This window comes from Alcaligenes sp. LTN-3, from assembly GCF_059735605.1.
This window is the reverse complement of the sequence record NZ_JCAPDN010000001.1, coordinates 242025-255462: the sequence shown is the minus strand read 5'-3', so window position 1 is coordinate 255462 and position 13438 is coordinate 242025. Positions and strand designations below refer to the sequence as shown.

General features: G+C 54.8%; 15 protein-coding genes. 11 read left to right on the top strand and 4 right to left on the bottom strand.

What is annotated here, in order from left to right:
* Positions 1-58 precede the first annotated feature (58 nt).
* Entirely contained in the window at positions 59-1393 is a 1335-nt protein-coding gene (argG, locus tag AC6I6N_RS01200) for an argininosuccinate synthase (protein ID WP_108727294.1), read from the bottom strand.
* A gap of 177 nt (positions 1394-1570) precedes the next feature.
* Here argG and AC6I6N_RS01195 point away from each other — a divergent pair, with 177 nt between their 5' ends.
* The 4 genes from AC6I6N_RS01195 to AC6I6N_RS01180 all read left to right on the top strand — a co-directional run bounded on the left by AC6I6N_RS01195 (position 1571) and on the right by AC6I6N_RS01180 (position 3645).
* Positions 1571-2161, top strand: coding sequence for a peroxidase-related enzyme (locus AC6I6N_RS01195; protein ID WP_094196353.1), 591 nt, complete (start codon positions 1571-1573; stop codon positions 2159-2161).
* 2 nt (positions 2162-2163) lie between these two features.
* Positions 2164-2553, top strand: coding sequence for a YbaN family protein (locus tag AC6I6N_RS01190; RefSeq protein ID WP_094196352.1), 390 nt, complete (start codon positions 2164-2166; stop codon positions 2551-2553).
* Positions 2554-2599: 46 nt separating this feature from the next.
* Positions 2600-3013 carry an NUDIX hydrolase gene (locus AC6I6N_RS01185; protein WP_497942710.1) on the top strand — a complete coding sequence of 138 codons (414 nt, stop codon included), beginning with the start codon at positions 2600-2602 and terminating at the stop codon, positions 3011-3013.
* A gap of 158 nt (positions 3014-3171) precedes the next feature.
* The gene (locus AC6I6N_RS01180) at positions 3172-3645 is read left to right on the top strand and encodes a hypothetical protein (RefSeq protein WP_094196350.1); all 474 of its coding nucleotides are present in this window, start codon (positions 3172-3174) and stop codon (positions 3643-3645) included.
* Here the strand turns inward: AC6I6N_RS01180 and metC are convergent.
* Entirely contained in the window at positions 3625-4848 is a 1224-nt protein-coding gene (metC, locus tag AC6I6N_RS01175) for a cystathionine beta-lyase (protein ID WP_497942705.1), read from the bottom strand. The two genes, AC6I6N_RS01180 and metC, sit on opposite strands and share 21 nt — an antisense overlap.
* A gap of 146 nt (positions 4849-4994) precedes the next feature.
* Between metC and AC6I6N_RS01170 the strand changes: the two genes are divergently transcribed.
* Positions 4995-5456, top strand: coding sequence for an Lrp/AsnC family transcriptional regulator (locus AC6I6N_RS01170; protein ID WP_497942703.1), 462 nt, complete (start codon positions 4995-4997; stop codon positions 5454-5456).
* An 18-nt stretch (positions 5457-5474) separates the two neighbouring features.
* Here AC6I6N_RS01170 and AC6I6N_RS01165 read toward each other — a convergent pair whose 3' ends face one another.
* Positions 5475-6344, bottom strand: a complete 870-nt coding sequence (locus tag AC6I6N_RS01165; protein WP_094196348.1) for an MOSC domain-containing protein — start codon at positions 6342-6344, stop codon at positions 5475-5477.
* Between the two features lie 552 nt (positions 6345-6896).
* On the opposite strand from AC6I6N_RS01165, the gene AC6I6N_RS01160 reads away from it, so the two are divergent.
* From AC6I6N_RS01160 to AC6I6N_RS01145, 4 genes are all read left to right on the top strand, one after another.
* Positions 6897-7163, top strand: a complete 267-nt coding sequence (locus tag AC6I6N_RS01160; protein ID WP_108727290.1) for a hypothetical protein — start codon at positions 6897-6899, stop codon at positions 7161-7163.
* A gap of 180 nt (positions 7164-7343) precedes the next feature.
* Positions 7344-8792, top strand: coding sequence for a GGDEF domain-containing protein (locus AC6I6N_RS01155; RefSeq protein WP_108727289.1), 1449 nt, complete (start codon positions 7344-7346; stop codon positions 8790-8792).
* 343 nt (positions 8793-9135) lie between these two features.
* Positions 9136-9792: a 3'-5' exonuclease gene (locus tag AC6I6N_RS01150; protein ID WP_094198314.1), complete on the top strand. Its 657-nt coding sequence runs from the start codon at positions 9136-9138 to the stop codon at positions 9790-9792.
* An 87-nt stretch (positions 9793-9879) separates the two neighbouring features.
* Positions 9880-10146, top strand: a complete 267-nt coding sequence (locus tag AC6I6N_RS01145) for a DUF3892 domain-containing protein (RefSeq protein WP_230018614.1) — start codon at positions 9880-9882, stop codon at positions 10144-10146.
* A gap of 91 nt (positions 10147-10237) precedes the next feature.
* On the opposite strand, the gene AC6I6N_RS01140 is transcribed toward AC6I6N_RS01145, so the two are convergent.
* On the bottom strand, positions 10238-11389 hold the full coding sequence (locus AC6I6N_RS01140; RefSeq protein ID WP_230018615.1) for an ABC transporter substrate-binding protein: 1152 nt from the start codon (positions 11387-11389) through the stop codon (positions 10238-10240).
* A gap of 215 nt (positions 11390-11604) precedes the next feature.
* Between AC6I6N_RS01140 and AC6I6N_RS01135 the strand changes: the two genes are divergently transcribed.
* Positions 11605-12312 (top strand): tellurite resistance TerB family protein, encoded by a 708-nt coding sequence (locus AC6I6N_RS01135; protein ID WP_121738671.1) that lies wholly within the window; start codon positions 11605-11607, stop codon positions 12310-12312.
* Between the two features lie 103 nt (positions 12313-12415).
* Complete coding sequence (locus AC6I6N_RS01130; protein WP_094196342.1) at positions 12416-13234, top strand: META and DUF4377 domain-containing protein; 819 nt, start codon at positions 12416-12418, stop codon at positions 13232-13234.
* Positions 13235-13438 lie beyond the last annotated feature (204 nt).

Sequence of the window (13438 nt, the reverse complement as noted above, 5' to 3'; positions counted from 1 at the left end):
GACACTGCTACTTCAAATCAGGGGTTCTACTCAGAGCCCCCCGATCTGCCGCGATGTCTCACTTCTTGCTGTCTTTGAGCTGAGGCACAGCCGAACCGGCAGCAGGAGCCAGCAGGCCAACCTGGGTGTAGGTGAACAACTTATCACGTGTGTCCACGATGTCCAGATTGCGCATGGTCAGTTGACCAATACGGTCGCGTGGCGAGAACATGCTGTCCACTTTTTCCATGCTCAGGCGCTCGGCCTTGTAGGTCAGGTTAGGCGAAACCGTATCCAGGATGGAGTAGTCATTACCGCGACGCAGTTCCAGAGTCACTTCGCCCGTAACAGCACGAGCCACCCAGCGCTGGGCAGTTTCACGCAGCATAATGGCTTGTGGGTCAAACCAGCGGCCTTGGTACAGCAAGCGGCCCAAACGCAAACCGTTGATGCGGTACTGCTCGATGGTGTCTTCGTTGTGGATGCCGGTCACCAGGCGCTCGTAAGCGATGTGCAGCAAGGCCATGCCGGGAGCTTCGTAAATGCCACGGCTCTTGGCTTCGATAATGCGGTTTTCAATTTGGTCGCTCATGCCCAGACCATGACGGCCGCCGATGCGGTTGGCTTCCAGCATCAGTTCCACCGGGTCGGCGAATTCCACGCCGTTCAAGGCAACAGGCTGGCCTTCCTCGAAGCGCACACGCACCTCTTCAGCGGCCACAGCCACGTCGTCACGCCAGAAAGCCACGCCCATAATGGGTTTGACGATATTGATACCGGCGTTCAGGTATTCCAGATCCTTGGCTTCGTGCGTGGCACCCAGCATATTGGAGTCGGTGGAGTAGGCTTTCTCGGCCGACATCTTGTAGTCGAAACCGTTTTCCTGCATGTACTCGGACATCTCGGCACGGCCACCCAGCTCATCAATAAACGTCTGGTCCAGCCAAGGCTTGTAAATCTTCAGCTCAGGGTTGGTCAACAAACCGTAGCGGTAGAAACGCTCGATGTCGTTGCCCTTATAGGTGCTGCCGTCGCCCCAGATATGGACGTCGTCTTCTTTCATGGCAGCAACCAGCATGGTGCCGGTCACAGCACGGCCAATAGGCGTGGTGTTGAAGTAGGTGACACCGCCGGTGGTGATGTGAAAGGCGTTGCACTGCAAGGCGGCAATCCCTTCAGCCACCAGTTGCTGACGGCAGTCCACCAGACGGGCCAGCGTGGCACCGTATTCCTTGGCCTTGCGGGGAATCGCATCGTAATCGGGTTCGTCAGGCTGACCCAGGTTCGCGGTGTATGCGTAAGGGATCGCGCCCTTATTGCGCATCCACAAAAGTGCAGCGCTGGTGTCCAGGCCACCGGAAAAGGCAATGCCGACCTTCTGGCCGACTGGAAGAGATTCAAGGATGGTTGTCATTATCGCGTCAGTAGTGGTGTGCAAGTACAGTTCCGCCCGTAAGACTCTATAGCAGAGCCGTGCCCGCGGCAGGATCAATATGTCATTATATCGTCTTGACCGACCCTGGACACCTTTGCGTAGCTGGATTTAATTACTCGATGAACTAGAACATCCATTTTCACCTGGAGACAAGCCATGCCCGAGACACAAGCACAACCCGCTATCAGCCGTTATCCCGTCCCTACCCTGGCCGACATGCCCGAGGATATTCGCAGTCGTATTGAAGCCGTACAGGAAAAATCCGGTTTTATTCCGAATGTATTTCTGGCTCTGGCACACCGCCCTGACGAGTTTCGCGCCTTTTTTGCCTATCACGACGCGTTGATGGAAAAGCCCAGTGGTTTGAGCCATGCCGATCGGGAAATGATTGTGGTGGCTACCTCTGCCGCCAATCAGTGTCATTACTGCGTCATTGCCCACGGTGCGATTTTGCGCATCCGCGCCAAGAACCCGTTGGTGGCAGACCAGGTTGCCGTGAACTGGCGCAAGGCCGATATTCCGGCGCGTCAAAAAGCCATGCTGGCATTCGCCATGAAAGTCTCGCAAAACGCCCAGGAGATTGAAGACGCGGACTTCCAGGCCCTGCACGAGCACGGCTTCAGCGACGAAGACGCCTGGGACATTGCCGGCATCAGCGCCTTTTTTGGTCTGAGCAACCGCATGGCCAACTTCATGTCCATGCGCTGCAATGACGAGTTCTACATGCTGGGACGCGTTCCCCGCTAAGCATGATGCGTTACGCCCTGATGGTTGCCGGGTGGGTATGTGTAGCGCTGGCCATTGCCGGCGCTGTTTTACCCTTGCTGCCTACCACGCCTTTTGTGCTGCTGGCTGCATGGTGCTTCTCCCGTAGCTCCCCCCGCTTTCATCAATGGCTGCTGGACCAGCGCCATCTGGGCCCTTATTTGCGCAACTGGGAAAACGGCCAAGGCTTGACCCGCAAAGCCAAACGTCGGGCGCTGATCATGTTGTGGCTGTCGCTGGCCGCCTCGGCCTGGCTGACCAGTCACTTGGGCTGGTATCGACTGGGCTTGTTAATTCCGGGCATTTTCGCCACTCGTTATTTGCTGCGAGCCAAAACCCTGGATGACACCCCTTCCGAGCCTGTGCAAAAATAGCCTGCTTGAACCGATCCTGGCTTGACCCCTTTTGCTTGAAGAACCCATGTCTCATCCTGTCATCTTGCTGGCTGCCGCCTACATCACCAACTCTGCCGGACAAATTTTGCTGGTCCGTAAATGTGGCAGCGCCTATTACATGCAAGCCGGTGGCAAGCTGGAAGCAGGCGAGACGCCCTTGCAAGCCTTGCAACGTGAACTGGATGAAGAACTGGGCTTGAAAGCGGAAGAAACCGCCCAGGCCCGGTACGAAGCCTACTTTGAAAGCCCTGCCGCCAATGAGCCTGGCCATATGGTTCATGCCCACGTGTTTACGTTGACAGTAGACCGCGACATTCAGGCCGCTGCCGAGCTGGAAGAAGCCCGCTGGGTCAGCCCGCAAGAAATCCGTTCGCTGACGCTGGCCCCTTTGCTGGCTAACCACATCCTGCCGCGTCTGTGCGCACAGGCCGCAGCCTAAGGCTCAGCCTGCACAAGACGTCCTTCCGTCTTGTGCTGTCCAAACCACGAACCGCCTATTTTTTGGCATAATGTCGCCCTTGAGTCCCCTCTTGCGGGGACGTAGCTGTTTGCCCGACCAGCCCGCAACGGCGGGCTTTCTTTATTGAGCGCTAATTTATGTCCTCTTTGCCCTGTCAAGGCGCAATCGTCACCTTCACCCTGCAGCAGCTGCGTGCCGCCACGCAAGCCGGGGGCATTTTAGGTGTGTCCATCAAAGGACAAGGCAATCATTTTTTTGTACAAGTGGCCACGCGTGCCGGTCAGGCGGTGCTGGTTACCGCCCGCAGCAAAGATCCGCGCAGTTTCAAAAGTCCCTTGCAAGCCATGGTTCTGCTCAAGCAAGTGGGTATCGTTACAGGCCAGTTTGACCTGACCCAGTACTCGCCCGACCAACAGGAAACCGCCCCGCGCAGCCGTCGCCGCCCGGCCAAGCCCAGCAAACTGGGGCTGCGATGGAACCGAATTGCAGAACGCATCTCCAGCCCCGCTCAACCTTCTTTGGACGATCCCAGTCTGGACATCAATGAAGAACAGACGCGCCGCCTGATCGCCCGACAGGAAAACCAGCAGTTAAGCCTGCTGGGCAACTAAGCACAGCCCCTCTGTGTTTCTGGACGTGTTAAGGGCATAGGCCGCATCCAAAGCCTGTGCCAGATCTTGCTGCAGGTGCTGGGGCTCTTCCAGCCCTACATGCAAACGCAACAACTGCCCCTGCCCGAACAAGGCGCGCCCGTTGCGCTTGGGCATATCCATAGGCAAAGCCAGGCTCTCGAACCCGCCCCAGGATAGACCGATACCAAACAGGCGCAAGGTCTTGAAAAATAGAGATAACTGCGCTTGGCTCAACGGTTCCAGCACCACACCGAACAAGCCCGTAGAACCGGTAAAATCCCGCTTCCAGATCGCATGGCCGGGATGAGACTCCAGCGCCGGATGCAAAACCTGTTGTACCTGCGGATGATGTTCCAGAAAACGGGCAATCTGCAAGGCACTGGACTGGTGCTGACGTAAACGCACTCCCAGGGTACGCATGCCCCGTAAGGCCAAAAAGACATCATCAGGCCCGGCTGTCTGACCAAAATCATGCGCCGCCCGACGCAGCAACGGCCAAGCGCGTTCATTGGCCGTGGCAACTCCCAGCAAGGCATCGGAATGCCCCGTCAGATATTTGGTGGCAGCCTGGATAGACACATCCACGCCATGTTCAAACGGATTAAAAAACAAGGGGGTAGCCCAGGTATTGTCCAAAAGCACATACGCCCCGACCGCATGCGCACAACGTGCAATGGCCGGAATATCCTGAATCTCGAAGGTGGCCGAACCGGGCGACTCTACGTACACCACCTTGGTATGGGGACGAATCAGGCTGGCTATCTCCTCCCCCAAAGACGGCTCGTAAAACTGAACCTGAATACCCATCCGGCTAGCCAGTACCTGCTGCGCAAACGCGCGTACCGGTCCATAGACCGAATCCGGTATCAGCAAATGATCCCCGACTTCCAGCATGCCCAACAAAGCATGGGTACACGCCGCCAAGCCAGACGGGAACAGGCTGGCCTGAAAACCGCCTTCCAGCTCGGCCACGGCTTGCGTCAAGGTTTGCAAGGTAGGGTTGGTGAAGCGGCCATAAGAAACATAGGGATTGTCAGGTTCCTTGCGCTGGGCCCATTGCTCCAGATTGTCGGCCAAAATAGTCGAGCCACGACAAACGGGCACATTCACAAAGCCAGCCGACACGCGGGTGTCCCGGCCTAAATGCGTCAAACGCGTATTTTGATAATCGCAGTCCTGCATGCTGTTTTCCTGATCGTGATCGCTAAAGACGAATGGAAACAGTCTACGCAAGAGCCCAGGGACAATTATTGCGTTTTCACGCTACCACAGGCAGAATTCAGAGAATAAAAATCTACAACTACCGATATTATTAGGAAATTATTTCTATGCTGGATAAATTCGACAAGCACATCCTGGAGATCCTACAAAACGATGCCACCTTGGCGATCCAGGAAATTGCCGATCGGGTGGGTTTGTCCAGCACTCCCTGCTGGCGACGCATACAACGTCTGGAACAAGAGGGCTATATCGAAAAGCGGGTGGCGCTAGTCAGTTCAGAAAAGCTGAATGTAGGAGTCACGGTATTTGTGGCTATCAAGACCAATCAGCACAACAAGCAGTGGTACAGCCAGTTTTCGGCGGTGGTCGAGGCAATCCCACAGATTGTGGAGTTCTATCGCATGAGCGGCGATACCGACTATTTACTACGTGTCGTCGTGCCGGATATCAAAAGCTTTGACCGGGTTTACCAGCGACTGATCTCGGAAATAGAGCTGACCGATGTCAGCTCCAGTTTTGCCATGGAGCAGATCAAGTTCACGACACGTCTGCCCCTGGACTACGCCTGATCCGGCGCCGGTTAATGCTTAAAAGCTGTATTCCACGTCCAAGGTCTGGCCAATCGTCAGCCTCTGAGACCGGGATTCAACCAGCATGGCTTGCATGCCAAACAAGGTGCCTTGCGGAAACTGGCGACTTTGCGCCAAGGCCAAACCGGGTTGTGTGCCCACCTCGGCCGTTCGCTGGTTCACGTTGGGCATAGGGCAACGGGTGCACTGACGGACAAACGCAAAGCTCAGACCCTCGCTGCTCACACCCAGGACGTAGTCTTCCTCGTAGGCGGGCAAACCCGTGAAAACGACGTTGGCACGGAAACGATCCATGGGCACCGCTTGCTCCCCAGACTGCAGAACCAGGCGATTGAGCTCTTCCAGGGACGCCTCATTGGTGAACAAAAAAGGCAAGGCGTCGGCAAAACCAAAACCGTTTAGCTGATCACCGATCTGGCGCCAGCCCTGAGACTTTTCTTCCCAAGGGCGTACCCGTTCAGTCAGGACATACCGACGGGCACGACTATGGTTACGCAATACCCGACAAGGGGTTTGCAAAAAGTCGCTAAACCATTGCGCGACTTGATCGCCTTCATCCCGGCCCAACGTATCTGAACTCCAGATACGCACAGAGACGGCGACGTTATCCCCTACCGGAGCATCCAGAGACCAGCTCAACGTCTCCATACCGGGCGCTTGGACCGTAATCTGCCCATCCTGTACCAATGGTCGAATCAAAGACATACGCGGCCAGCGACGCTGCGTCATGAATACGCCCTGCTGGTCAACAACGACCCACTCGCGATCGTGGGCCAGGCCCGCAACGCTAACCTCAACGCCCTGCGGATGCGCCTGGGCTGCACAGGATTTGATGGGATGGGTGAACAAGCCGGTGATGGTAATCATGGGAGGCAACAACAAAAGGCAAGATAAAGAACGTATTCTAAAACAGCCTGTTCAACAGCCCGCCCCTGCTTTGACGATAGCGTGCAAAGAAGTGGATTAGAAACATCGACCTGCAGCAATGACGTCCCCCTGACACTTGACAACATCGCAAACCTATGACTTAATAGTTAGTTGATCGCGCCCATATATCCATTACATCAAGAACGTGCGATCAATATTTTCTTGAATATACCCACGTAAACAGGTCCCTTTGACCTTCTGGCATGTCCCCAAACATGCGGGTATTCATTTACTACGGCGACGGCAGCCACATCCAGACTTATTTTTTGCATCGTAGCGGACTACTTGCTCCGTCCATATGCTTGGCAAACGAATAAGGCGCTGTCCATGCTGTCACAGAGTACGTTTGCTTGACATTGTTATTGTCCAGTCAGCGATGCTCTACATTGAAATAGCAATGGCCTGACCTCCGTGTGGAGGCTGGTCCATCATGGTGTCATCAAATCTCAATAAAAAAACGATGTAATGACACCACACGATAAGGAAAAAAATATGAAAAACGTCTATCCAACTGGTTTGATCTCGCGCCCTGACCATATTGCCTTGAATAAAACCGATATTCGCATTGGCGATACGGTGTATCTGCAACCTAAAAACGGCCCTCGTATGGCTGGTACCGTGATCTTCAGTTCACCTGTACACGGCTGCACCACCTACACTGCCGACGCCCATAGTCAGGATGCCAACGTACGGTTTCGCTTCCGCCTGCAGGACGTGCATCACGTGGCCCCTCGCCATCCCATGCCCGCTCTGAATTAAGAATATGTTCCCTAATTAATACGGGGCAATCAGATACAGCCCCGTATTAGTCTCATTTGATAACACATAATTACAATCTGTAATGGCCATTCCTGCTTTCGTCCTAAAATAGTGGCGGCTTAAAACTTATCCGACGCTGTAAAGCGTCCACGTTGAGCGTGCGCTCCTATGGCAACGGATATGAAACCAAAGCAGGCTTTCTGCTTGCGCCCACCCCGGCGCTACTCCTATCTCTCCCGGTTTTTCCTGTTCAGCCTGGTCCTACTTCTGACCCTGCTGGGTACCAAGCTGCACCATTCCGATGCACTAACCATCTTCTGGCCTACCGAAGCTGTGCTTCTGGGTCTGTTTATCCGCCGCCCAGACTGGGCCAGTCAAAAATTTAACTGGCTACTCATTACGCTGGCCTATTTCTGTGCCGAGCTGCTTGCCACCAATCCCCTACCCATTGCGCTGCTTTTGACCGTAGCCGATGTCAGCGGCGTCAGCCTGGCGTATTGGCTGATCACCCGCAATCGCCAGTTGGATCTTTCCCTGCGTCGCCCCCAGGCGATGTTGACCCTGGCCTCCTACTACGGCCTGGCCTGCGTTTTATCTGCCTTGCTAGGCGGTTTTGCCCTGTATCTGCATACCGATCAGGATTTGCCTTTGGCCATTCTGTCCTGGATGCTGACTAGCTTGATTTCCTATAGCGCTATCTTGCCCGTCATCCTGACCGCCCCCGCGCGCCCTTGGCGCCGCTTTCTGGAATACTGGAACGAACCGCACCTGATGAGCCTGGCCCAGTTAGCGCCCGCTCTGTCCTTGTTATTGGCCAGCTTGTTAAGCCTGCTGATTGACGGCCCCGGCTCCCTGGCCTTTCCCGTCCTGCCTTTATTGTGGTGCGCCCTTAGCTACTCGCTCTTTTCGACCACCTTACTGACGTTGTTCTATGTGCTCTGGACGCTGTTTGCCCTGAGCCCGCCGGTGTACTTCTTGCCCAATCAGTTCCACTCCTCGCTAGACCTGCTGTCACTGCGCATCGGGATTGCTTCCATTGCGCTGGCCTCGATCACCAGCGCCAGCCTGATGTCAGCACGCAATCTGGCGGTTGAAAAACTGCAGCAACTTGCCCACCACGATGACCTGACGGGCTTGCTCAACAAACAGGCTTTTTATCAGCAAAGCCAGACAATACTGACCCAATGCCGTTTGAAACAGGTTCCTATCAGCGTCATCGTTCTGGACATCGACCACTTCAAGCCCGTTAACGACACCCACGGCCACCATGTCGGCGATCTGGCCTTGAGCGCTGTTACCCAACGTATTTCACTGGCTTTGCGCGAGACCGATGTATGTGGCCGGCTAGGCGGAGAAGAATTTGGTATTTTGTTGCCGGACTGCAGCGCACTACAAGCGCATGCTGTTGCTGAGCGAGTCCGTAAAAGCATTTCCTTGCTGCCCTTTTGCCTGGACAACGACCAACAACTGACTATGACTGCCAGTTTGGGCATCGCCACTTTGGACTCTTCAACCCTGGATCTACACGCGTTGCTACGCCAAGCAGACACTGCCTTGTACGAAGCAAAACGCGCGGGTAGGGATCAAAGTTATTCCTATCATTTGCCCGAGCCCAAGACAGGTACTTGACGCTATCCGTAAGCAAACCGATACTGATGTATCAATACGAAACAACACATCAGGGAGCGGTGATATGGCGTCAGTTTACGGCTCGCCCTTGTGCCAGGCATGTTTGGCCTTGCCACAGGGTGTCAGTACTAGCCAAGCGCATGCCGATTTGCGCTTACTTGGGCAACACCCCCCATCTCCTGACGGAGCCCACGAAACACAGTATCGCTGTCTGAACTGCCAGACTCACTGGCTACTACGCACCAATCGCTGGGGAACTCCTGAAGGGTTTCGCCTCAAGCCCGTATAGGCAAAGCCAGACACATGCACTACCATGACGGCTTTGTCTGTTAGCGATTCCTGTATGTCTGCCCTGCTGTTTGATACTGAAACCACCGGCACTGCCCAGCCTCAAGTCATCGAGGCCGCTTGGTTGCGTTTGAGCGACCCGGTATTTTTGCTGGTCAATGAAGAATTTGAGCAACGCTACCGGCCTGATCAAGCCAATACGCTAGGCGCCTTGGCCACGCATCACATCTATGACGAGGAGCTGCAGGACTGCCCCCCGCACACCGAATTCAAGCTGCCTGCCGACACCCAATACATCATCGGCCACAATGTGGACTATGACTGGGGGGTAGCCGGTTCCCCCAATATCAAGCGTATCTGTACCTTGGCCTTATCGCGCCACTTGATTCCAGGCCTGGATAGCTACAGCCAATCTGCTCTGATTTATCACATTGATCGCGCCAATGCTCGCGAGCGCCTGCGCAACGCGCACAGCGCACTGGCCGACGTACGCAATTGCCTGTCGCTGCTGCAGTATTTGTTGGGGCTCAAGCAGAACATCAACACCTGGGAACAGTTGTGGCAGCTCTCCGAGCACGCCCGCATTCCCACCGTTTTGCATTTTGGCAAACACAAGGGCATGGCTATTGCCGATGTGCCACAGGATTACAAGAACTGGTTGCTGCGCCAGCCGGACCTGGACCCTTATCTGATCAAGGCTTTGAAGGTATAAACCTCAAGGTTCGTAAAATCCCTAATGGCTACCAGCCTGCTTATGCCCAATGATGAAGGTCCCAACAAGAACTTCATGAGGTGGCAAATGATCGAGGTTGCATACGTCACGAAAGATATGCGTCGGGACCCTTACGAACGAATTACCCATCTTGGAGGAGCGGGCTGGCAACGCTCTCAACCCGATGTTGTCCAGCAAATTGAGCAGGGCCAAGAAGACTACTACATTCTTCTGGATGGCATTCCCGCCAAACTGACCGTGGCGCTCAGCCGTTTTGGTGCCAAGTACCTGAAAACTGAGCTTGAAGTTGAAGAGCCTCACATTTTGCTCAGCCTACCCAGCCAGGCTGCTTGAACAGCAGCCTGACTTTCCTTCCTCTATCTATCAGGGAACACAAAAAAACGCGGCGTGACGCCGCGTTTTTCATACCTGCCTTCAAATCTGCTTACGGTTTGAGCAAGCGCCATTGGCCGTTACGCACAGTGATCAGTTCACGACCACGCTCGTCAAAGCCGCTATGGTCCTCAGGCGACATGGTGTAGACACCTTGGGTTGCCACCAAGTCACGAGTTTGCTCCAGTGCATCACGCAAGGCAGAACGAAACTCAGGCGTACCCGGTTTGGCCTTGCTGGCTGCTTCAGGAATCGCCTTTTCCAGCAATAGGCCGGCGTCATAGACGTTGGCACCAAAGGTAGCAGGGGCCTGACCATAACGCTCGGAGTAGCGCTGGATATAATCTTGAGCAATGGGCTTGGCAGGATTGCTGTCTTCAATTTCAGGCAACACCAGCATCAGGCTGGCAGCCAGAATCGTGCCCTCCACCTGCTCGCCCCCCAGGCTCAAGAACGCAGGCAAAGCGGCACCGTGCGTTTGATAAATCTGCCCTTTGTAGCCTTGCTTGACCAAAGTCACTTGCGGCAACACGGCAGCCGCGCCCGTGCCGGCCACCAGAACCACATCCGGTTTAGCGGCGTAAACCTTCAAGGCCTGACCCGTTACCGAGGTGTCCGAACGTACATAGCGTTCCGTAGCCACAATCTTGATATTGTTTGCATCCGCCAAGTTTTTGAACACGTTCAACCAGCTCTCGCCATAGGCATCGTTGAACCCGATAAAACCCGCAGTCTTGACGCCATTGTCAACCATATGCTTGACCAGGGCCTGAGCAATAATGTCGTCGTTCTGGGTGGTTTTGAACACCCATTTCTTTTGCTCAGTCATCGGCAACACAACCGATGCCGCCCCCACCGGTGCCAACACCGGCGTGCCCGAATCAGCCGCAAACTGAATCAGGCCCATTGCGTTGGGCGAGCCAGTAGGCCCGATCAGGGCATCGATCTTGTCCTCGGAAATCATTTTCTTGAACAAGGTGACGGTCTGGTTCGGATCACTGGCGTCATCCATGGAGATGTACTCAACGGTCAGATCTCCAACCTTGGTTGGCAAGAGGGGCACTGTATTGCGCTGCGGCAAACCAACCACCGCTGTCGGCCCGGTTGCCGAGGCGATCACGCCGATTTTGACTTGTGATTGGGCCGGAGCGGCCAAGGTGGCCAACACTACGGACAAAGCGAAAGCAGTTCGAGTCAATTTCATAATATACAGAGCCAGTTAAGCCCTTCCCCCCTTGATATCAGCGTAAGCGCGCCTATATGGATTGATCGGGACACAAGACACCCAATTGCCCATGCCATACCCGCCTTCTTAGGCGACTTTCCCCGGCAGGTCTGCTTACAATTGTACGCGGGCGCGCCCAATAAAGTAGTTTATAACGAAGCTACTGTTTACCCCTTACCTGATAGAGCGAATCCATGTCACTTCAGCAAATGTTGCAACAAATTCTGCAAAGCGGCCAAAGCGCCCTGAAACAAGGCCAAGGCCAGTTAAATACCTCCGGCCTGGGTAAAAAGATCAGTGAACAGGCGGGTGGTTTTGGCGGTGGGGCCGTTGTAGGCGGCGTTCTGGGCGTACTGCTAGGCAACAAGAAATTCCGCAAAATGGGGGGCTCCATGGCCGCCTATGGTGGAGCCGCTGCCCTGGGCGCCCTGGCCGTCAAGGTGTACCAGAACTGGCAAGAACAAAATGCGGGCCAACAAGCTGCCCCTTCTCCAGTGCAAGCCGTTCCTCCCGCCCCACTGCCTTTGGCCGCCAGCAGTCAAGCCGATACACACGCCATGGTCATCCTGGCCGCTTTGGTCTCTGCTGCCAAGGCAGACGGTCACATCGGCGATGCCGAGCGCGAACTGATCGATGCAGAAATCGATAAAATGGCCGCCCCCGAACAGGCACGCCACTGGTTGTCCCAGGAGCTGCTCAAACCTGTTGACCCGCAAGCCGTTGCCCAACTGGCTCAAACACCCGAGATGGCGGCCGAGATTTATTTGACCAGCGTACTTGCCATTGACGAGCAAAGTTATATGGAACGAGCCTATCTTGATGAGCTGGCACGTTTACTATCCTTGCCAGACTCTTTGCGCAAAAGCCTGGATAATCAAGTACAGGCTTTAACAACAAACTAACTCCAACTGGCAACTGTTCCGTGCAACGACGTCACCGGAGCGCGTTTGTTTTCCTCAAGGGCGCCACACAAGGCAAGCCAAGGACTCAACAAGGAAACCACCCATGAAAAGCACCTTCAAGTTAACGATTGCGTCAATCGCACTAATGGGTCTGGCCGCCTGTGCGGCTCCAAACAACTCATCCAGCCCCGCTAACTCCGAGCGCCATATGGACAAAGAAACCGCTTTGCAAGCTTATCACTGGCGTCTATTTGCCACTGCAGGCAAAGACGGCCAGCCAGCCCCCGCTATTGCTGGCGCAGGCGGTGAACAAGTCACCCTGAATTTCACCGACAAGATGATGTCGGTCGACAATCTGTGTAATGTTCTGGGCAGCGGCTACACCTTGAAGGGCTCCAGCATTAGCTTTACTTCGCCGGTCAGCACCATGAAAATGTGCGCGGACCCCGAACTGATGCGCAATGAGCAAGCCGTGGGCAAGCTGCTGCCTACGGCAACGACATGGAGCATGAGCAAGGCCGACTCTGCGCCGAACAACCCAGCCCCTGTCCTGACTCTGAGCTTCAAGGACGGCACCCAATGGCGCCTGAAAGGGGAGCCTACTGCCACGACCCGTTATGGCAGTGAGCCTACCCGGGTGTTTCTGGAAGTAGCGGCGCAGCGCGAAGCCTGCTCGCATCCTCTCATGCCCAACTACCAGTGCCTGAAAGTACGTGAAATCCAGTACAACGACTCTGGTGTCAAAACCCACCTGGGCGAATGGATGTACTACTACGGTGACATCGAGGGCTACACCCACACACCAGGTGTTCGTAACGTGCTGCGTATCAACCGCTACGAACTGAAAAACGTCCCTGCTGATGCCTCTTCCAAGGCCGACGTGCTGGACATGGTGGTGGAATCTGAACAAATCGGCAAATAAGTCAGGCAGCTACCCTATCTGAGTGCTGTCTTCACGAATGGCCGAATTCAATACCCCCAAGGCTGGTTTAAGCCATCTTGGGGGTCATTTATTTCAGGCTGTTTTTTTATTAGGCTTAGAAAAAAACCCTATTTCAAATTGCCACAACAGGATAAGAAATCGCAGCCAGGGAGCCACAAACAGTTACGCACTGCTATGCATTGA

Excerpts from the sequence above, each read along its gene's own strand:
- argG (WP_108727294.1), bottom strand. The coding sequence starts at position 1,393 with ATGACAACCATCCTTGAATCTCTTCCAGTCGGCCAGAAGGTCGGCATT.
- AC6I6N_RS01195 (WP_094196353.1), top strand. The coding sequence starts at position 1,571 with ATGCCCGAGACACAAGCACAACCCGCTATCAGCCGTTATCCCGTCCCT.
- AC6I6N_RS01190 (WP_094196352.1), top strand. The coding sequence starts at position 2,164 with ATGATGCGTTACGCCCTGATGGTTGCCGGGTGGGTATGTGTAGCGCTG.
- AC6I6N_RS01185 (WP_497942710.1), top strand. The coding sequence starts at position 2,600 with ATGTCTCATCCTGTCATCTTGCTGGCTGCCGCCTACATCACCAACTCT.
- AC6I6N_RS01180 (WP_094196350.1), top strand. The coding sequence starts at position 3,172 with ATGTCCTCTTTGCCCTGTCAAGGCGCAATCGTCACCTTCACCCTGCAG.
- metC (WP_497942705.1), bottom strand. The coding sequence starts at position 4,848 with ATGCAGGACTGCGATTATCAAAATACGCGTTTGACGCATTTAGGCCGG.
- AC6I6N_RS01170 (WP_497942703.1), top strand. The coding sequence starts at position 4,995 with ATGCTGGATAAATTCGACAAGCACATCCTGGAGATCCTACAAAACGAT.
- AC6I6N_RS01165 (WP_094196348.1), bottom strand. The coding sequence starts at position 6,344 with ATGATTACCATCACCGGCTTGTTCACCCATCCCATCAAATCCTGTGCA.
- AC6I6N_RS01160 (WP_108727290.1), top strand. The coding sequence starts at position 6,897 with ATGAAAAACGTCTATCCAACTGGTTTGATCTCGCGCCCTGACCATATT.
- AC6I6N_RS01155 (WP_108727289.1), top strand. The coding sequence starts at position 7,344 with ATGAAACCAAAGCAGGCTTTCTGCTTGCGCCCACCCCGGCGCTACTCC.
- AC6I6N_RS01150 (WP_094198314.1), top strand. The coding sequence starts at position 9,136 with ATGTCTGCCCTGCTGTTTGATACTGAAACCACCGGCACTGCCCAGCCT.
- AC6I6N_RS01145 (WP_230018614.1), top strand. The coding sequence starts at position 9,880 with ATGATCGAGGTTGCATACGTCACGAAAGATATGCGTCGGGACCCTTAC.
- AC6I6N_RS01140 (WP_230018615.1), bottom strand. The coding sequence starts at position 11,389 with ATGAAATTGACTCGAACTGCTTTCGCTTTGTCCGTAGTGTTGGCCACC.
- AC6I6N_RS01135 (WP_121738671.1), top strand. The coding sequence starts at position 11,605 with ATGTCACTTCAGCAAATGTTGCAACAAATTCTGCAAAGCGGCCAAAGC.
- AC6I6N_RS01130 (WP_094196342.1), top strand. The coding sequence starts at position 12,416 with ATGAAAAGCACCTTCAAGTTAACGATTGCGTCAATCGCACTAATGGGT.